Source organism: Muricauda sp. MAR_2010_75, assembly GCF_000745185.1.
Lineage (GTDB): Bacteria > Bacteroidota > Bacteroidia > Flavobacteriales > Flavobacteriaceae > Flagellimonas.
Map to the genome: position 1 here is coordinate 3,038,709 of NZ_JQNJ01000001.1, position 20,618 is coordinate 3,059,326.

At 41.9% G+C, this 20,618-nt stretch carries 9 protein-coding genes; 6 read left to right on the forward strand and 3 right to left on the reverse strand.

Annotation, left to right across the window (positions count from 1 at the left end; translation table 11 throughout):
• Positions 1-24: 24 nt before the first annotated feature.
• From FG28_RS13745 to FG28_RS13755, 3 genes are all read right to left on the reverse strand, one after another.
• Positions 25-1,365 carry a vanadium-dependent haloperoxidase gene (locus tag FG28_RS13745; protein ID WP_036383682.1) on the reverse strand — a complete coding sequence of 447 codons (1,341 nt, stop codon included), beginning with the start codon at positions 1,363-1,365 and terminating at the stop codon, positions 25-27.
• 27 nt (positions 1,366-1,392) lie between these two features.
• On the reverse strand, positions 1,393-4,902 hold the full coding sequence (locus FG28_RS13750) for a VCBS repeat-containing protein (RefSeq protein ID WP_051947331.1): 3,510 nt from the start codon (positions 4,900-4,902) through the stop codon (positions 1,393-1,395).
• A gap of 297 nt (positions 4,903-5,199) precedes the next feature.
• The gene (locus FG28_RS13755; protein ID WP_051947333.1) at positions 5,200-7,590 is read right to left on the reverse strand and encodes a family 78 glycoside hydrolase catalytic domain; all 2,391 of its coding nucleotides are present in this window, start codon (positions 7,588-7,590) and stop codon (positions 5,200-5,202) included.
• A 276-nt stretch (positions 7,591-7,866) separates the two neighbouring features.
• On the opposite strand from FG28_RS13755, the gene FG28_RS13760 reads away from it, so the two are divergent.
• The 6 genes from FG28_RS13760 to FG28_RS13785 all read left to right on the forward strand — a co-directional run bounded on the left by FG28_RS13760 (position 7,867) and on the right by FG28_RS13785 (position 20,617).
• On the forward strand, positions 7,867-10,605 hold the full coding sequence (locus tag FG28_RS13760; protein ID WP_036386636.1) for a Two component regulator three Y domain-containing protein: 2,739 nt from the start codon (positions 7,867-7,869) through the stop codon (positions 10,603-10,605).
• A gap of 234 nt (positions 10,606-10,839) precedes the next feature.
• Positions 10,840-13,878, forward strand: a complete 3,039-nt coding sequence (locus FG28_RS13765; RefSeq protein WP_036383684.1) for a TonB-dependent receptor — start codon at positions 10,840-10,842, stop codon at positions 13,876-13,878.
• A gap of 10 nt (positions 13,879-13,888) precedes the next feature.
• Entirely contained in the window at positions 13,889-15,439 is a 1,551-nt protein-coding gene (locus tag FG28_RS13770; RefSeq protein WP_036386637.1) for a RagB/SusD family nutrient uptake outer membrane protein, read from the forward strand.
• 12 nt (positions 15,440-15,451) lie between these two features.
• Positions 15,452-17,830 (forward strand): LamG-like jellyroll fold domain-containing protein, encoded by a 2,379-nt coding sequence (locus tag FG28_RS13775; RefSeq protein ID WP_036383686.1) that lies wholly within the window; start codon positions 15,452-15,454, stop codon positions 17,828-17,830.
• Between the two features lie 41 nt (positions 17,831-17,871).
• The gene (locus FG28_RS13780) at positions 17,872-19,233 is read left to right on the forward strand and encodes a glucoamylase family protein (protein ID WP_036383688.1); all 1,362 of its coding nucleotides are present in this window, start codon (positions 17,872-17,874) and stop codon (positions 19,231-19,233) included.
• 1 nt (position 19,234) lies between these two features.
• On the forward strand, positions 19,235-20,617 hold the full coding sequence (locus FG28_RS13785) for a glucoamylase family protein (RefSeq protein ID WP_036383692.1): 1,383 nt from the start codon (positions 19,235-19,237) through the stop codon (positions 20,615-20,617).
• The last annotated feature ends 1 nt before the right edge of the window (position 20,618 follow it).

A 20,618-nucleotide genomic window follows, 5' to 3' on the forward strand; every position in this document is an offset into this window, starting at 1 on the left:
AGTATGAGAGGAATCAATTGGCTATCATTTTAGTGTTCGAATAGCATGCTCGCCAATCAGTTTTCCCTGTTCAACTCCATTTTGTATCGCAGGCATATAGTGGATTCCTCCATACAATCTACTTATGGCTGCTTCATCGGCAGCATGCCTAAATGATTTGAAAGGACGAGGGGGGAGTCCATAGCTTACTTCCGTTGAGTCAATAAAACTGTAATTCTCTCCAAGAAGATGGGTAAGCATTGTGGCGGCGGAGCTTGAGGCCACACTATGTCCGCTAGTGTATTCTGGAAAAGCGGGAGTTTGAAGAATTGGTTTCCAATCAGGATCTATATATCGGTTGATATAGGTCTCGGGTCTAATGAGCCCAGTATTGTATTTGGCAGCCCAACAACTGATAAAGGCATCAGCAATGGTAACGGCGGTTTTGGCCAATACTTCTGAAGCCTTCATGGGATTCAATTTTTCCGCTTTGGCCGCTTGGCATGCGATCATGATCCAATGTCCACCAGGAGAAATTTGCTGATGATAGAACATCACATGCCCTTTGGTATAGGAAATATTTGGGTTACAGTCCCAGAATTTGGCCTTGGCCAAATTTTCTTCGGTTAAATTGTTGACCGATTCATAAACATGCATGGTCTCTTGATAAAACTGTGAAGAGGGGATGGAGTCAAATTGCGTTGGCGGAGCAGGTTCAAATTGATTGGATGTTTTCAGGGTAAAAGGACGTAAAGTGCTCCAATTGGGCTCTATGGCTTCCATATAATTGGGTGGAGTGGGTTGCCATGTGCCAGGATCGTTATGGTCAATTTGATAGCGAGACATGGCGCTGCGTTCTTTATAGCCATCTTTTTTGACCCAAGCCATGATGTGACCCGCCATCTCATTGCCAAAAGTTATAGAATTCTCAAGTGTGGCTTCGTCGAGGTTTGTAGCTTTGATTTCATCGAGGTAATCGTTTTGTAATTTTTCCATGGCCTCGCTATTAAAGACCAAATTTTTACCCACCGATGAGAAAGCAACCATGGCAGCAACTGGAAAATTATATTCTTTATCTTCTTGTGGATTTGGGGTGGCTTCCAACCCATTCAATTTACCGGCAAAACTGTGGAAGTTTGGGTCTGATTTGGACAATACCTCGTAAGCGGCAACATTGCAATAGGCATAGATCCTGCTGGAAACAGGGGGTGTAAAAATGTCCGCTACGATTACATCGGTCAATTTGGAGTTCCAGTCCATTACCGCCGTATCGGTCAATTGATGCAATTTTACTTCATCCACTTGTTGATTGCACCCAACAAGCATAATTGCACAAAACCACCCGATAAAAAATCTTTTTTTAAGGACCTGATCTATTCTATTCATGATGCTATTCCTATTGCTACTGAAAGTTTATGATTGTATTTCTATTTTTCTTTTATTTCCTTGATAATCGAAAATCTCAATATAATCTATTACTGTTTTGTCAATCGCTAAACTACGGGAAGGATGGCTTAGGTACGAACCTCCATAGTGGAATTCCGTTTTATAAGTCCCCCCATTTTTTAGATGAACTATCGCATGGGAATCCATAGTACTAGCGTTTACCTGACTTAATTTCCCCCCATAACTGTAGGATTGCAACTTACCGGAATTTTGCCCTACCAAGATGTTATGTCCACCAGTGGCTGATTGAATCGAAACCATTCCCTTGGCATCACCACTAATGTCCAGCCCACTTTTGTTTGTGGGCACGGTTTTAAAATTGCCTTGTCCGTCCCCTAACAAGCATAATCCAACAAAAGCGTCATACCTTCCCATAAAAGGTTCAACTGCAAATTGATTTCCAGCTACAAGAACATCCATATATCCATCGGTATTGAAGTCTTGTACCTGCATACCATATATAGGTGAGAATTGGGCCTGTAGCGGTAATGGTTTTGATTTAAACTTACCGTTGCCCAGGTTTTCAATATAGGTACTAGCCAGATTGGTTGCTTTAAAAATTTGGGCTCCTTCCAAGTCTTTTGAGGAAAGGGTTTGGCTCATATCGGCATTGGCATAGGTTTCATAGTCCAAAAACCGGTTTCTCATTCCATTGATTTGATCTATGAGTACATCCCTGGGGTGAATGAGATGCTCGCTACCGTTTCGATAGCAACTTACCAAAGGGTCTATATTGCCATTTTCATCAAAATCTTTGGCATAGAGGGTCAGCGGTTCATCTGGGCTTACTTTAAAATCATTGTTGAGACCTAGGTTACCCATAACATAATCGGTATCCCCATCAGCATCAAAGTCTCCTGAAACAATGCTGTTCCACAGCCCATTATGGTTGGTAAGTCCGGTTTGTGATGTTATGTTCACTAACTTTCCATTTTCATTTTTTAAAAATTGGATTTCCATAAATTCACCCACCATGATCATGTCTGTCCAGCCATCATCGTCAAAGTCGGTCCAAAGCGCATCTGAAATCATACCTAGTTGCCCCTCAGAACCAAAAACAGTTTCTGTAGCATCTTCAAATGTGCCGTTGTTGTTTTTGAGTAGGTAGCTTTTAGGACTTGAGGGGTAGGAACCATGGATTACCCGACCTCCAATAAAAATGTCCAAATCTCCATCACGGTCTACATCCGCGAGTCGGACCACCGAACCTCTGGAATCCCTTTCCAGTAAGGTTTTGATCGCGAAGTTTCCTTTTCCGTCATTCACGTAGATTACATCTTTATAGTCTTTTCGAGCCATCTCCCAAACACCACCCCCATGAACGGATAGTAGATCCAAGTCCCCATCTGAATCAATGTCGGCAAATGCGAGTCCCATGTCCTCACGAGGTTCTTCTTCGCCAAACTCCTTGGGTGTAAAGGTTCCGTCTTTTTGTTGGATAAATAATCCTCCCTTTTTTTTCTTACTTCCCCCTACATAAAAGTCTTCCAGGCCGTCGCCATTTACGTCGCCAACCGCCAAACCTGGTCCTAAACGGTTATACATGCGTAATAAAGTGGGTTGCCATTTGAATTCTATAAAATCGTCCTCTGTATGTTGATAGTCAATTTTTAATGTTTCGTTTGTTTTGGTGAACAAAGTGGGAACATCTTTATTTTCCTTCACCATTGGTTTAGCATCTGTCTGATTTAACACCACGGTTTTATCAGATTGGATATTTTTAAGGGATTGTTCAAATCCATTGGGCCAAATCACGTTTAACGAATCTACCTGGGTGGCCTTGCCCAAACCAAAATGAAATGCCTGTTCCACATTGGACAGGTAGCCACGGACAGGAGAAAACGATTGATGTTGGGAAAGTCCGTCTTTGTACACGGATACCTTGGTGCCGGTTGCATCGTTTGTTCCGGTTAATTTGACTCTTAGAAAGTGTTTGTCACTTTGTACCGAGTCCTGCTGCTCTATGGCATTGTTCCTATAAATACTGGCCTTGTCATCAATATTATTTATAATTAGCTCGAGGTCACCATCATTGTCCAAATCGGCATAGGCCGCACCATTTGAATAGCTGGGAAGTTCCAGTCCCCATTCTTTCACCATATCGGTGAAGGTGAGGTCGCCGTTGTTTTTGTAGATGTAGTTGTGCAGTTTAACTTCTGGGAGGGATGTCAGCTTGTTCAGCTGGTCTTTTTCGTCTATTTTTTTTTCGCCAAAGACACTGTTTTGCTCACTGTACACCACATAGTCCAGATTGGTAATGTCCCTACGATAACCGTTGGTGATAAAAACATCTTTCCAACCGTCATTATCAAAGTCGGCAATAAGTGGAGCCCAACTCCAATCCGTATTGTGAAGGCCTGTTAATTGCCCTACCTCACTGAAGGTTCCGTTGCCGTTGTTCAATTGGAGAGTGTTTCGAACAAATTGGGGTGAATACCCATAATTAATATTTCTCGTATAGGTGTCATAGCTGGGCTTCATCATGGTCTGTTTGATACGTTGGTTGTCCTGCGGAAACATATCCAGTACCATGATGTCAGACTTGCCATCATTGTCAATATCGGCTACATCATTGCCCATGCCGTTATAGCTTTGGTGTTTGATGTATTCCTTTACTTTATTTGTAAAAGTACCATCTTGATTGTTGAGATAGAGAATATCATTGGTCAAAAAATCATTTGAAATGTAGAGGTCTGGCCAAAGGTCTTCATTGATATCGCAAACAGTTACCCCCAAACCAAAACCTTCAATAGTTACTCCTGCCTGTTGACTCACATTGGTAAAAGTGCCATCTCCGTTGTTGCGGTACAATTTGTCTGTACTGATGGATGTACCGTTTTTTTCTATGGGTTTGGTGTTGTTTCGATTGTAATCGACCAAAGCGTTTGTGAGCACGTATAAATCTTTGTGGCCATCCTTGTCATAATCAAAGAAAAGAGCCTGAATACTATATCCGGTGTCGGCGATACCCATTTCTTGGGCCACCTCCTTAAAAGTGCCATTTCCTTGATTTAAAAAGAAAAGGTTGCCTTTATCTTCTTCCTTTGTTCCCCTTGGACCGCCCCTGCAGACATAAATATCAATGAGTCCATCATTGTTAACATCGTTCATGGAAACCCCATTGCTCCAGCCTGTGGTTGCTACACCGGCTTTATCGGTAATGTCTTCAAACGTTAGGTTTCCTCTGTTCAGGTAGAGTTTGCCAGAGACTTGGTTACCGCTGAAGTAGATGTCACTCAATCCATCATTGTTGATGTCGCCAATAGCTACCCCGGCTCCATTGTACATGTACTCAAAATCCAGAACATTTAAGGAATCCGTTGAAGTTAATGCATTGTTGAAGTCTACATGACTCTCCTCTGGAGACACTAGTTGAAATAGCGTTTTTTCTTGGTTTTTTTGGGTACAATTGACCAAAACCGCCAACAAGCAGGTCAAGAATATTTTAAACTTTGTTCTTTTTAAGTAATCGTACATATTTTAGGTTAAAAGCTTATCAATCCAATGTTTTGGCAACTCCTTTAGGGTAGCTGAATATTCAATTAAAAAAGATATTATAAATGGTTGGAATATACTCTTCTTGATGCATTGCTTAATTAAAATTTTGTTTATTTAACCTTATATTAATCATTGTTAAAATTATCTGGTTAAAGCTGGGTCATTTATGGTGCAACACCCTTAAAAAGAAGAATTCTCGGAGCCTCTTATATTTGAATTAAGATGAAAAGATAAGATTTTAAGGGCTAACCGTCAGCCTGTATCACACTGATAAGTTTATAAATCTATAAGGTTAACACCAGATTGAAGTGCTGTTTGTTTTCCTTTCCATTCAAAAACACCATTTAATCCATTGGGCAGGGTCACGGTGCCCGTAATATTAGATTCAGACCTTTTTTCAAGCTTTATCCCTATCATTCCCAAATGGTGGGGCATGGAAGATTCAATTTCAGGTAAATCACCAAGGTTTGGTGCAATTCTAACTGATTCAAACCCGGGTTTCATGGGTTCTATCCCTGCAATGAGTGAAAGAAAATAATAATTGGGTGAAGCACTCCAAGCATGACAATCCGAACGTGTAGGGTCTGGTTTTTCGGCAAAGGTGGTGAGCCCATTATCCAACATTTCTTCCCATGGTTCAAGGGTGGAAAGGTACTTATCGGCCATTCCTGCTTTTTTCAAGGCTTCCACCAGATAGAACGTAAAATAATAAGTGCATTGGGCCATTTTCTCTTCAGCCAGAACCTTTTCCATCAGGTTTTTTGCATTTTCGGGTGAAATGGCTTCGGTTAAAATTGCCAAGATATTGGCATGTTGACTAAAAAGTTTTTTATCCGGAGTATCAGCAATCAAACCTTTTTCCTCAGTCCAACATTGCCGTATTACGGCTGTTTTAATCTTTTCACCGAGCGCTTCCAATCTTTGAGACTCATCAGGTCGGTTGTAGTATTTTAACAGAGCTGCCGCTTTTTGTAACGTGTACACCAATTGAAGACTGATAATGGCAGAATTATCATGATACACCCCCGGAGGGACCCCATGTTCCCAACCATCATAATTAACCCAATCCACAAATTGCCAATACTCCAAATGCCCCAACATGCCATTGTTATCCAATCGATTTTGGAACCATTGGACAATGTCCAGGATATCAGGCATCATTTGTTCCAGAAAATCATTATTTGGGCTTAGCATCCAATAGTCGTGTAACATGGTGATCCAAACCAAAGAAAAAGTGGGGATGATCTGCGTATCAAAACTGGGATACCTACTTTGGGTGAGGCCAAATGGCATCTTGGAATGGTTATAGGACTCCAATGCATTTTTAAAGAGCTTAAAATCCCCAGAAACATAAGAGGATATCAAACATTGGATTCGAGTGTCCCCGGCATATTGCAATTGTTCGTAATATGGACAGTCAAAATAGTTCTCCCCAGAGCACAATAACTGGGTTCGCCATCCCACATCCCAAATGTTGGAAAGCACAGGTTCCGAACTTTTGAACGAGGCAATTTCTTCAAAGGGATAGCCTGTGGAGATGCTATGAAAATCGTCTATTTTCAACGCTTCATCTTTGGTTTCAATGTCCAACTTCACATACCGGAAGGTACGCCACCAAAGTGTTTGGAAGGTTCTATCAGCTTCACCATCCGCGATAATCGCATCGGAGTTTCCTTTTATGAACTTGTTCTCAATCGCATCACGATTTCCTTTTTGTCCATTTTCATTGAAGAGGCTTTCCGCATAGGTTATTTTAATGGATGACCCTTTACCGCCTGCATAGGTCAATACCGGATAGGCATTGGTCAAATAACCTTGGTCTATCAAAATACTGGTTTGTGTGTTTTTGGGGATGCTCAGGGACCCTTCGCCCAAAAGAAGTTTTGATTTTATGCCGATTGTATTTGAAGAACGCCGTATGGACTCAAAACGCTGAAGATGCTCCTCCATCAAAGGAATGGTTCGGGGTGTAAGTACAAGGGCGGGTATATTGCCCCAATACCTCAGGCTTTTTTGGGTTTGGGCAGGCTCAAAGGCCTTGGCCTTGACAAAATCAGTCTCATAACCAGCATTCATCCAAGACCATGGGTGTAGAGACCCATTAAAATGTTCACCAGGTCCGACCACATAGAATTCGTTCATGGAGACAGGGAGGGGACTATACGCCTTATCTTTGACAACGGACCAAGTTTCATCAGTGTTCAAAATTTTCTCCATATCTGAATTTCCTTGGAGCAAAAAGCCGGTTTTAGCGGAGTGCTGAGCCAAGGGTCTGTATTGTGCAAAGTTCCATACCACAGCACTTACCACATTTGTTCCCGATTTGAGGTAGGATGCGATATCCAAGCTTTCAAATCGCCAGTTTTGTTCATCTCCCCTTGCTGGACCATTGGTGATATAATCGCCATTGATATAGAGTTTGTATCGGTTGTCCGCAGAAACGTGAACCACAAATTTCTCAGGTACAGCGACCAGATTAAATTCCTTTTTGAACAAATACACCCCATATTCGGTTCTGGATTCGGTGGGATGGGCAATCCAGTTTGCATCCCATGATGACTCCAATAATTTTGGATTGATTTCATTGGAAAGCTGTCCTAAAAGAAGAACAGGAATTAAAAAAGTAAAAAGTTGAAAGAGATTGGTTATTCGAAAGCGAAGCTTCATAAAGGGTCAATTAAGAGGTGTAATATACAGGAGCTACCCTGCTGTTTCCGTACTGTTTTTCCCTTACATTTGAATCTTTACAGGTCAAATTGGGTTAAAACCAACATAAGTTAATCAAAAAAACATTCTATGCTTAGCTCGAGATTTTCAATCAGCCGATCGCACCTCCCGTATTTTATCCTGCATAAATCTATGATTGTCTTTCTTTGAGACCAGTTTTGTATATTGAGTACTACAAACAATTTTTTGGGCAACAAACAAAAAAATATCTTTTTTATGCTGTTTAGGGTTATTGTTTTCCTCATCCCTCTATTGCTAAGCGGCCAAAACCTGCTTCCCCCCATTTATAATTACCGGTTACTGGAATATAAAGGAGCCAGTAAAAATTGGGATTTGTCCGTAAATGCCAATGGAGAGCTGTTTGTGGCCAATAACAAGGGATTGCTGCACTTTAATGGAGAGCAGTGGAACCTCAACAAACTCCCCAACAATACCATCATTAGATCGGTTGAGTCGATTGGTGATAGAATCTATACAGGTTCCTATGAAGAATTCGGGTACTGGCAAAAGAATCGATTGGGAGAACTTGAGTACACTTCCTTGACACAACTTATAAAAGACCACGAATTTACCAGTGAGGAGTTTTGGGAAATTCTTCCTGTAAAAAATAAAGTTTTTTTTCGCTCATTTTCATCTATTTACAGTTATGATGGCAACAAGATAGAAGTTGTAGATCCCGAACCCGTCATATCGGATATTATAGAATTTAATAGCAAAATCATTGTAGCTGGGGGGTTGCGAGGTCTATTTGAGCTTACGGACGAAGGACTTGTCCCGTTGCCCAATCAAGAATTATTACAGGGAAAGACGGTGACGGATATGATTTTGCTGAAGGATAAACTTTTGGTAGGAACCAAATTAAGTGGATGCTACCTTTTTGATGGTCAGCGCTTACAACCCTGGAACGCCAAGGTAAATGATGAGCTTAAACTTCATCAGTTGAACAAAATGGTGCTTATGGCAGAAAATGAGATTGGTTTTGGAACCATTAAAAATGGGATGTACCTATTCAATACCAATACAGATTCGTATCAAATAGTAAACCGTGAATCTGGCCTTCAGAATAATACAGTGCTTTCCATGTTGCTTTTCAATGATCAGTTGTGGTTGGGATTGGATAATGGAATAGCAAGGGCAAAACTCAACAATTCAATCATGTATTACACAGATTATTCTGGAACATTGGGAATGGTCTATGACATGGTAAATCATAATGATAGATTATATCTGGGCAGTAATACAGGCGTATTTTATTTTGAAGGGAATACATTGAAGTTTGTTAATGGCTCACAAGGACATGTTTGGAATTTGATTGAGGTTGAGGGCGACCTATTGTGCGGACACAATACCGGAACGTATAAGGTTGAAGAGAATGGGTTCAAATTGTTGACCTCACAATCGGGGGGGTACCAAATTATAAAAGTACCCGATCAGAATGCAACGTATATACAGGGCACCTACAACGGACTCACAAAGTTTATAAAACAACCCAATGGAGAATGGGAGGTCACCAAGATTAGGGGAATAGATTTTCCCGTAAAACAATTGTCTTTTGAAACTCCTAGCATTTTATGGGCGGCCCACCCCTACAAGGGATTTTATAGGATACATTTGGATGATGACTACGCGCAGGTTGTGCAAACCCAAAGATTTCATGAAGAAAGTGCCCCGAGTGAATATAACGTAAAGGTGTACAACATTAAAAATCAAATGGTCTTCTCCAGCGAAGGCAAATGGTTCAAGTATAATCCCATTGGCGAGAACATTGTTTCTTTTGAGGAATTTTCCAATTATTCCAACAAGGAACTATTATTTTTTGATGATACTCATTTTTGGTTTGTTGATGGTGAAGGAAGAAAATCGATTATCTATACCGATTTAAAAAGGGATAGTTTGATGATTACGGACTTGCCGCTACGGGAACGGTTGATTCCAGATTCCCAGCGGTTGATTAAAATGAACGATTCCATTTCATTTATTACGTTGAGTGATGGTTTTGCAAAAGTCAACGATTACAAATTAAAAAGTCAGTCCAATCAACATGCCCTTCCCGTTCCTGATATTACCGTTTTAAATGACCAGAAAAACAAGTACTCAGTGGAGGGAAAAATTGAGATACCTTTTAAAAATTCACAGTCAATAATCATAGAAGCATCCTGCCCGGAAATTATACAGTCCCGATATTATTATGAGCTTGAAGGCCCAAAAGAATATTCTGAGTATGCCGAGGATGGATTCATAAATTTTCAGAACCTACCCCATGGCGAATATACATTTAAAGTGTCCACTGCCGGGATGGATAATAAGGTTTCGGCTCCCAATATCATCAATTTTGAAATTACACCACCTTGGTACCTTTCCACCATCAGTATGATATTTTATGGCATTGGCGCGGTGTTGGTCGTGATTGCGATAAGGCTCTACAATCGTAGAAAATTTATGCGAAAGCAAAGGGAATTGGAGAAACAGATGGAAAAAGAACAGCAGGAGCGATTGGCCAAGCTGGAAAAGGAAAAATTGGCAAAGGAAATACGGCTGAAGCAAAACGAATTGGCGAGTACGACCCTCAACATCGCCAAAAAGAATGAAATGATATTGGAGCTAAAAAACATGCTCCTGATGAACAAGGATAAATTCTCCAATTCACAACGATATAGGTCGTTCATCAAAAAATTAAATAGGTCTATTCAAGATACCGAAGATTGGAAACGCTTTGAAGTGAACTTCAAGGAATTGCACGAAGACTTTTTTGAAAGACTTTTAGCAGAATACCCAGCATTGACGCCAAAGGATTTAAAATTATGTGCCTACCTAAAAATGAATCTTTCCACAAAGGAGATAGCACCATTGATGGCGATATCCATCAGGGGCGTTGAAATACATCGATACCGACTGCGAAAAAAACTGGATATGGACAGTTCTGACAACCTTTCCAATTTTCTGATAACTTTTTAATAGCGGTGTTGCCCATTAAAAAGGGATAAATTCCGTGCTTTATCCACTACATCATCACTACATCACTATGTTAAATTTTTTTACATCAAATTAGGGTGGTGCTACTGCAAATCAAGTGAAATAAGGCATTCTGAGGTATATTTTAATGATGTATTTATTATGTAATGGTACATCGGACAACGGGAACGACACTTTATTAATTTAGTAAAAATCTAACTCAATTTTTGCACAATTATGAAAATTAAAAGCAAACTATTAACAATCTCGTTTTTATTGTTTCAAGCGGTGCTTTTGGCCCAAAGCAATATAACGGTTTCGGGTACAGTTACTGATGATCAAGGTACGCCATTGCCAGGAGCGAGTATTATCTTAATGGGTACTACAACCGGAACCCAAACCGATTTCGATGGAAATTACAGTTTGGACAATGTTTCAAGTACCGGAACACTCTCATTCAGTTACATTGGTTTTGCCACCCAAGAAGTATCTATTAATGGTCAAACCATTATTAATATCTCCCTTCAGGAAGATACAGAGAGCTTGGATGAAGTGGTAGTAGTAGGTTATGGTACCCAAAAGAAGGCTGATTTAACAGGTTCCATAGCCACGATTAAATCAGAGGATATCACCAGGACTCCTTCTGGAGCCGCTATGCAGGCCCTACAGGGTAAAGTAGCGGGTTTGCAGGTTGTGAGTAGTGGTGCTCCGGGAACAGGCCCTACCATTAGGGTAAGGGGTATTGGTTCTTATGTTGGTGGGGCTTCGAATCCTTTATATGTGGTCGACGGAACATTTTTCGATGACATTGACTTTCTGAATACGGAGGACATTGAAAGTATTTCAGTCTTGAAAGATGCTTCGGCAGCTGCCATTTATGGTGTTCGAGCTGCAAATGGTGTGGTGTTGATAGAGACCAAGTCCGGAAGAAAAAATCAAAAACCACAGATTACTTACAATGGGTATCAAGGCGTACAAATAGCCCAAAATTTAGTGAAGCTTTCCAATTCGGAACAGTTTGCCACTTTGGCCAGGGAGTCAGGGTCTGCAGCTGAAGCGCAGTTTATTGAAAATGCCATGCAACGCTATGGTAGAAGCAGGGTAAACCCTAACGTGCCAAATGTCAATACAGACTGGTACGATTTAATTCTAAGACATGCCCTTCAACAAAATCACAGTTTTGGGGTGACAGGAGGTTCCGATAACATCGCTTATTCAGTAGGGCTGAATTATTTTGAGCAAGAAGGGATTCTTAAAATGAAGAACGATTTTGAGCGTCTCAATATCCGAAGCAAATTGAGCTTTGATATTAGTGATCGACTCAATGTAGGCGTATCCACACTTTTTAGTAATGCTACAAGATATAGACCAGAAGATACTGCTTTTGCGCTAGCCTATTTTGCAGTACCCGTAATGCCAGTTCTGGACCCTTCCAAAACTGATGCTTACCCAAAACCGTATGCTAATGCACAGGATTTAGGGTATAGGGGCACACAAAACCCTTTCCCAATAATGGACAATACGGAAAATAGGAACAAAATACGGAATACGCTGATGACCATTGATTTGAGCTATCAACTGGTTCCCGATAAATTGACATTCAAAACTGCTTATTACCACAATTTTGAAACCTTGGAAGTAAGGGAAGTAAGATTGCCTTTCTTTTTTGGAAACGGAAATGCCTTCAGGGAGAATGCAGAGTTGATCAAAAGAACGGAAACCTTTTCTGAACAGACTTGGGACAATACCCTGACCTTTAATGACAGTTTTGGCAAACATAACTTAACAGTTTTGGCAGGTACGGCATTTCGGGATAGATCTTTTGAACTTTTGGAAGCCAAAGGATTGAATTTCCCTAATGGACCAGGGATTGGCGATGAATCCTATTTCTTGGATTTGTCCAAAACAATTGATGTTGATGGTGTTGGGGATGATGGAAGTAGGCAATACTTTTTCTCTTACTTTGGAAGAGTTGCCTACAATTTCGATGATCGATACCTTTTGTATGGTACATTCAGGGCGGATGGAACAAGCAAGTACCAAGAAAAATGGGGCTATTTTCCAACCATTGGTGCTGGATGGGTCATTTCAGAAGAATCGTTTTTTCCAGACACCGATGCCATCAATTTTTTAAAGTTTAGAGGTAGCTGGGGTGAATTGGGGAATGCCAATGTTGCTTCAAGTACCGGGGGCATAACCTCAGAAGAAGTTGTTGCGGCTTTTGGAGATACCAGATTTTCAGGATTGGTCACTAGCAGTGACTTTGAGGCCTTGAAATGGGAAGTTACGGCAGAGACCAATGTGGGTATAACAGCAAGATTGTTCAATAACCAATTGTCTTTGGATGCGGATTACTTTAAAAGGGATACCAGGGACGCGGTAATTCCCGTGTCTAGATTGTTGGTGCCAGGGACAACAAGACAGAATGTTGGAAAAATCAGAAACACTGGGTTTGAGGTGGTGTTGAATTGGAACAAACGGGTTTCTGAGGATTTCAGTTACAATATTGGGGCTAACTTTTCTACCCTCAATAATGAAGTGTTGGATTTGAAGGGACAAGAAAACCTGACCAGTGGTGGTGACCTTGCCCAAAGAACCGTGGTTGGGGGTACCATAAACCCTTTCTTTGGTCTCGAAGTGGCGGGAGTGTATCAAACACCTGAAGAAATCCAAGCGGACCCTGCTGCACAGACAGCTATTGGAAATGGTCTAACGGTAGAACCCGGTGATTTTAGATTTGTGGACCACAATGGCGATATGATGATTGATGCCCAAGACAGGGTCGATTTAGGGTCTTACTTGCCCACATATACCTTTGGTTTCAATGTTGGGCTCAACTATAAAGCGTGGGATTTTACATTGAATGTCATTGGACAAGGCGGGAATGTCATTGCCAATCAAAAACGATTTGCAATTCGTCAAACTCCCGATCCCAATATAGACCGAGACTTTGCGATAAATCGATGGAACGGGCCTGGTTCTACCAATTCCTACCCATCAGCCAGGGGAATTAGAAACCCATGGAGCAATCAATTTCTCAACAGCTTTTTTGTTGAAAAAGGAGATTTTGTCAGACTACAAAATGTGACTTTGGGGTACACTTTGCCGGAATTACCCGGAAAATTTAACCCCGAAATACGGTTTTATATAACCGCGGAGCGGCCTTTGACCTTATTTGATTATAACGGTTTCACCCCAGAGGTGCCAGATGGACGTGACAATCAAACGTATCCTATTCCAGGAATATATACAGTGGGAGTTAATGTTAAAATCTAAAAAGACAGCTATGAAATTTATAAAAACAAACAAATTTTTTGCACTCTTGGCATTCTTGGGCATCTTGATTTCAAGCTGCTCCAGTGAACTTGAGCAACCAGAACTCAATAACAATTTTGCGGGTGGTACCGACTTCTCTAAGACCGATGATATGATATTCTCACTCATTGGGGTCTATCAGGCCGTAAATTCCAGAGGTTGGGAACAACCTTTGGTTGTGGCAACCAGAGGAGATGATGTTAATGCGGCTGGAGATCAGCAAGGTTTAAAGAATCAGGACAGATATGTGTATGATAACTCCTTTTTTGGTTCCAGAACCCTTTGGGAGACCTACTACGGTGATATCATAGCGGCACATACTGGTATGGAACAGATTGGCAGGTATATGGAATTAGCCGATGAGGAAGGAATTGCCCTTGGTAATCAATATATAGCCGAGGCAAAGGTCTTGCGAGCCATATTGCTTTTTCAATTGTCACAGGTATATGGTGCGGTCTTTATTCCTGAATCATCAGACCTCAGTGCCTTTGAAAATGTAACCTCGGTTCCCACTAAGGAAGAGGTGATGCAACACATTTCCGATCAAATGGATGAGGCCCTGCCATTTCTGCTGAACATGCGCCCCAATGAACGTACAGATTTGCCTGGAGGTGTAACTCGATATACGGCACTAATGCTAAAGGCATTGGCGAACCAAGAACTGGAAAATTACCAAGTTGTAGCAGATGCCGCAGGAGCAATAATCAGCTCAGGTAAATTTAGCTTGATGTCTGACTACTATGAATTATTCAAAACACCGGGAAAGCTCAGTGATGAAAACCTATTTGAATTCCAATATTCTGATTTTAATACAGGTTCTGGAGATCGCGTAGGCCATCTTTATGCGCCTTATGGACCCAATGGTTGGACCCCTGCAGTGGCTGGAGCCGCAGGTGGCTGGGGCTTCTTTGAGCCAAGTATGAAGTATGTGACCTTTATGTTGGACCGCGGCGAAACGGAACGTCTGGAAACAACAGTGTTGTTCACCCAGAACGGAATTGACAGTATTATCAACGCAACAGCTTACACCGCGGAAACCTTACCTGATTTTGTTTCTCCTGAAACACGATATGGAGATGTCCTTCTAGACAACGAAAGGGCCATATTCTGCAGTGGTAAGCACTACCTGCCCAGCAGCCAACTCATTTCTGGTCGGACAGAATATGGAAGCAACAAGCACTATATAGTATATAGATATGCAGAAACCCTATTGATTTATGCCGAAGCTTTGTTACATGGAGCATCAGGCTCTGCAATGAGTGCTGACCAAGCGGTGAATATGGTAAGAAGCAGGGCAGGACTTCCACCCATTAGTGGTGTTACTATGGACCAACTTGTAGATGAAAAATATGCCGAATTGGCCATGGAATGGGGCAAACGGTTTTTGGACATGGTTCGCTTAGGTAGATATGAGGAACTCAGTTTCGAAGGAAGGACGTTCACGGCAGACAAAGCCTTCGTTACATATCATCAAGACCAAATTGATGAATTCCCCATTTTGGGAGATATAATTAACAACTAACACAGCACAAAAATGAAAACCATAAGATTAATACTGGTCAATTGCCTGGTTATCCTGTTCTTTTATGGATGTGACCAAGGAATTGACTCTATCACAGAAGTAGCTCCGGGAACAGATGAGACAGCTCCTCAGATAAGCATAAACTATCCCACTGAGGGAACCCAGATTCAGGTTTTTGAAGAAGTAACAAGCTTGGATATTGATATTGAAGTTACCGATGATATAGAGGTAGAGGATATTAAAGTGATGTTGAACGGTACCCAAATTGCCAATTTCAATTCGTTTTTGGATTATCGTGTGGTACTCAAAGAGTTCTCATATGATAATTTAGGCGATGGAGATCACAAGCTTACCGTAACTGCTACCGACCTAGAGGGAAAAACGTCCACAGAGGAAGTCAACTTCTCCAAATCGCCTCCATATGAGGCTATGTTTGATGGGGAGGTAATGTACATGCCTTTTGATGGCCAATTTATGGACCTCATCAGCTTTCAACAGCCCGAGGAAGTAGGCTCACCAGGATTCAATGGAGATGGATACGTGGGCTCTGATGCCTACGTTGGAGCACAAGATTCCTACCTCAATTTTCCCATGGATGGGCTAAAAAACCCAGAATTTAGTGCGGCATTTTGGTATAAGGTAAATGCTGTACCGGACAGAGCCGGAATATTAGTAGTTGGCGATGATGCCGAAGACCGTTTCCAAGGCTTTAGATTGTTCAGGGAAGGAGATGGTGATGAACAGCGGATAAAATTGAACGTAGGTACTGGAGCCGGTGAGAGCTGGAATGATGGTGGCGTCATAGATGTGGCCGCAGGTGAATGGGTCCACGTGACCATGTCCATCTCGCAAACCAAGACCACTATCTACTTTAATGGGATTGAGATGTTGTCTTCAGATTTAATAGCACCCATTGATTGGACAGGCTGTGAAGTTTTGACCATTGGTTCAGGTGGTCCTACTTTTGATTACTGGGACCATTTATCGGATTATAGTGAAATAGATGAACTCCGAATCTTCAATAAGGCGTTGACTGATGTAGACATACAAATTATGTTGAATTCATTAAACCCATATATGCCACAGTATCCCGGAGAGTCATTCTATATGCCTTTTGATGGTGATTATATTGATTTAGTGGGAAGTAGGGCAGCCAGCGAAGTAGGTGCACCTGGATTTACAGATGAAAGTCAAGTAGGTGACCAAGCCTATGCTGGGGCAACGGATTCTTATATTGAATATCCAGCTAACGCATCACTGCTTACCCCCGAATTCAGCGGAGCCTTCTGGTATAAGGTGGATGCAGAGCCTACACGGGCTGGAATTATAGTAATTGGCGATGATGAAGTGGACCGTTTCCAAGGGTTCAGGCTCTTCAGGGAAGGTGATGCCAATGAACAACGAATCAAACTCAACGTAGGAACGGGAGCAGGTGAAAGCTGGAACGATGGTGATGTCATTGATGTTACCGCCGGAGAATGGGTACATATTGCCTTTACCATTGCCAGTGATAAAAACACCATTTACTTTAATGGTACTGAAGTGCTTTCCTCTGCCATGTCTGCACCTATCGACTGGACAGGTTGCGAAACCTTTACCATTGGATCGGGAGGCCCAACTTTCAGTTATTGGGATCACCTATCGGACAATAGTACCATAGATGACCTTCGTTTCTTCAATAAGGCACTTACGCCTGAAGAAGTGGCAGCGGTTGCAGGCGGTACGGTAACCGTACCAAACTATGGGTCAACCTTGTATATGCCATTCGATGGTACCTACACGGAGGCCAATAGCAACTCAGAACCCACTGTGGAAGGAACTCCAGGATTTGCTGGAGAAAGTAGTGTGGGAAGCGACGCTTACGCGGGCGTAGCAGATTCCTATCTCACATTCCCTATCGATGGATTGTTCAACAATCAGTTCAGTGCTGCTTTCTGGTATAAAGTGGATGGAAACCCTGATAGGGCAGGACTACTTACAGTTAGCCCACCCATGAATGGGAGCGATAATGATTTAAGTGCAGGGTTTAGGTTGTTTAGAGAAGGAGATGCCGCATCACAGCGTATTAAACTTCATGTGGGAAGTGATGCCGGAGATGTGTGGAATGATGGGGAGGTCATCGACGTTACCGCAGGAGAATGGGTACATGTAGCCTTTACAGTGACCGAAACTGCAACACTGATCTATTTCAATGGAGAGCCTGTGGCCAACATGGGAGATATGACTGGTAAGACCATTAGTTGGGAAAACTGTTCCATACTCTCCATTGGCTCTGGAGCACCCAATTTTATTGGATGGGGACACCTGTCGGATACAAGCTTTATTGATGAGCTTTACATATTCGATAAGGCATTGACCCAAGAGGAAATACAAGAAATAATGAATGATTAATAAAAATCAAAAAGTTAAGTTTTTTGAGTTAGTTGATTTATATGCGGTTAATTTTAATTTCAATTGCTTTGGCCGTTGCATCCTTGGTTATGGGATGCAATGGCCAAAAAACTAAAAAGGACAAAAGTGTAGCGGATAATACTCCAGCTAAGAAAACATATTCCGATGAAGCATTGTTGGATTCGGTTCAGTACCAAACCTTCAACTATTTTTGGGAGGGAGCGGAGCCCATTTCTGGTTTGGCGCGGGAACGTTTTCATATGGACAATGTGTATCCCAATCACGATAAAGATATCATTACCACAGGTGGATCTGGATTTGGACTCATGGCTATCTTGGTTGGTGTGGAACGGAAGTTCATCACACGTCAACAAGCGTTGGAGCGCTATGAGAAAATTGTGGATTATTTGGAAAAAGCAGACCGTTTTCATGGTGCATGGCCCCATTGGCTGTTGCCATCAGGAAAAGTGACTCCCTTCAGTAAAAAGGATAATGGAGGTGATTTGGTGGAGACTGCATTTCTCGTACAGGGACTTTTGGCTGTAAAGGAGTACTTCAAAGATGGCAATGAACGTGAACAAAAGCTAGCGGATAAAATCCAGCAGCTCTGGGAAGGTGTTGAGTGGGACTGGTATACCAAGAATGGGGAAGATGTGCTGTATTGGCACTGGAGCCCAGAATACAAATGGGAAATGAATTTCCCTGTGGGAGGGTATAACGAATGCCTGATTATGTACGTCCTTGCAGCTGCATCGCCAACCCATTCCATCAAAAAAAGTGTGTATGAAAAGGGCTGGGCCTTGGATGGCAAAATAGCACAAGACACCACCTATTATGGTTTGGAAACCGAATTGAATCATTATGAGCATGATAATGCACCTGTTGGTCCCTTGTTTTGGGCGCATTATTCCTATTTGGGGCTCAATCCAAAAAACCTTAAAGACCAATACGCGGATTATTGGAAATTGAACACCAATCACGCTATGATTCAGTATAAATACGCCGTGGACAATCCAAAAGGCTATAAAGGATATGGGGAAGATTGCTGGGGACTAACATCGAGCTATTCCATAAAAGGATATGCCGGTCACCGTCCAGGGATGGATTTAGGAGTGATTTCACCCACTGCAGCCTTGTCATCCATGCCGTATACACCTAAAGAAAGTATGCAGTTTTTACGGTTTATGTACACCGAGCAGGATAGTTTGGTTGGGGAATACGGTCCGTATGATGCATTTAGTTTGGAAGACAACTGGTATTTGCCTAGATATTTGGCCATAGATCAAGGTCCAATTCCTGTAATGATTGAAAATTACAGGAGTGGTTTGTTGTGGAAATTGTTCATGGCTAATATAGATGTACAAAAAGGATTGGAAAAGCTAGGCTTTAAAACCCAAGAATAACATGGTAAAAAACATAGTTGGATATTTTTTGCTTTGCACACTTTTCTTGCTTTCATGCTCTGATGATGGCAAGGGACCTACAGGGCTATCAGAATTACCTACGGACGATGAGGTTCCCGTTGAGGAGGAGGAAGAACCAACCATTACCAATGAAGAACTCATGGACCTGACCCAGGAGGAAACCTTTAAATATTTTTGGGATTACGCCGAAGAAAATTCAGGCGGGGCCAGGGAACGATACCATCCAAATGACCCAGGTAGGGATGCCAACGTGGTTACTGCAGGAGGTACGGGCTTTGGTCTTATGGCGTTGCTAGTGGGAATGGAAAGAGGTTTTATCAGTAGGGAACAAGGTGTAGAACGATTGACTACACTTTTGGATTTTCTAGAGAACGCAGACCGGTTTCATGGGGCATGGTCGCACTGGATTAATGGCGCCAATGGGTCTGTGATTCCATTCAGCGCTATGGATAATGGAGGTGATCTGGTCGAGACGGCGTTTTTGGCTCAAGGCCTTATTTGTGTAAAAGAATATTTTAAGAATGGAAGTGCATCAGAACAAACACTGGCACAACAGGCAGATGACCTCTGGAAAGGTGTTGAATGGGATTGGTACACCCAAGGCCAAAACGTGCTGTATTGGCATTGGAGTCCAAACTTTGGATTCGATATCAATTTTCAACTAAGGGGATATAACGAAGTATTAATCACCTACATTATGGCCGCAGCTTCTCCTGATTATGGTATATCAAAGGAAGTTTATACTAGCGGTTGGGCTTCAGATGGTAGTATAGTCTCGGCCAATACCCAATACGGATATCCACTTTGGGTTAAGCATAATGGATCAGAACAGTTTGGTGGCCCCTTGTTTTGGGCACACTATTCCTATTTGGGATTAAATCCAAGAAACCTGTCCGATGATTATGTGGATTATTGGGATGTAAACATCAACCACTCCATGATCAACTATACGTACTGTGTAGACAATCCCAACAATTATTTAGATTATGGAGAAGACTGTTGGGGCTTAACGGCGAGCTACTCTAGAAATAATGATGGCAGTATAGGATATAATGCCCATAGTCCATCAAATGATACCGGGGTTATATCACCTACGGCTGCCATAAGCTCAATTCCGTACACTCCTGACGAATCGTTGGCCGCAATGCATTATTTTTATAAAAATAAAGAGGAATTATTGGGCCCAGCCGGATTTTATGATGCCTTTAGTCCGCAAAATAATTATTGGGTGGCCGAAGCGTACTTGGCCATAGACCAAGGTCCTCAGATTATTATGATTGAAAACTACCGAACTGGGTTGCTTTGGAATCTGTTTATGGCAAACGAAGATGTACAGGCCGGTTTGACCAAACTTGGATTTTAAT

Excerpts from the sequence above, each read along its gene's own strand:
- FG28_RS13745 (WP_036383682.1), bottom strand. The coding sequence starts at position 1,365 with ATGAATAGAATAGATCAGGTCCTTAAAAAAAGATTTTTTATCGGGTGG.
- FG28_RS13750 (WP_051947331.1), bottom strand. The coding sequence starts at position 4,902 with ATGTACGATTACTTAAAAAGAACAAAGTTTAAAATATTCTTGACCTGC.
- FG28_RS13755 (WP_051947333.1), bottom strand. The coding sequence starts at position 7,590 with ATGAAGCTTCGCTTTCGAATAACCAATCTCTTTCAACTTTTTACTTTT.
- FG28_RS13760 (WP_036386636.1), top strand. The coding sequence starts at position 7,867 with ATGCTGTTTAGGGTTATTGTTTTCCTCATCCCTCTATTGCTAAGCGGC.
- FG28_RS13765 (WP_036383684.1), top strand. The coding sequence starts at position 10,840 with ATGAAAATTAAAAGCAAACTATTAACAATCTCGTTTTTATTGTTTCAA.
- FG28_RS13770 (WP_036386637.1), top strand. The coding sequence starts at position 13,889 with ATGAAATTTATAAAAACAAACAAATTTTTTGCACTCTTGGCATTCTTG.
- FG28_RS13775 (WP_036383686.1), top strand. The coding sequence starts at position 15,452 with ATGAAAACCATAAGATTAATACTGGTCAATTGCCTGGTTATCCTGTTC.
- FG28_RS13780 (WP_036383688.1), top strand. The coding sequence starts at position 17,872 with ATGCGGTTAATTTTAATTTCAATTGCTTTGGCCGTTGCATCCTTGGTT.
- FG28_RS13785 (WP_036383692.1), top strand. The coding sequence starts at position 19,235 with ATGGTAAAAAACATAGTTGGATATTTTTTGCTTTGCACACTTTTCTTG.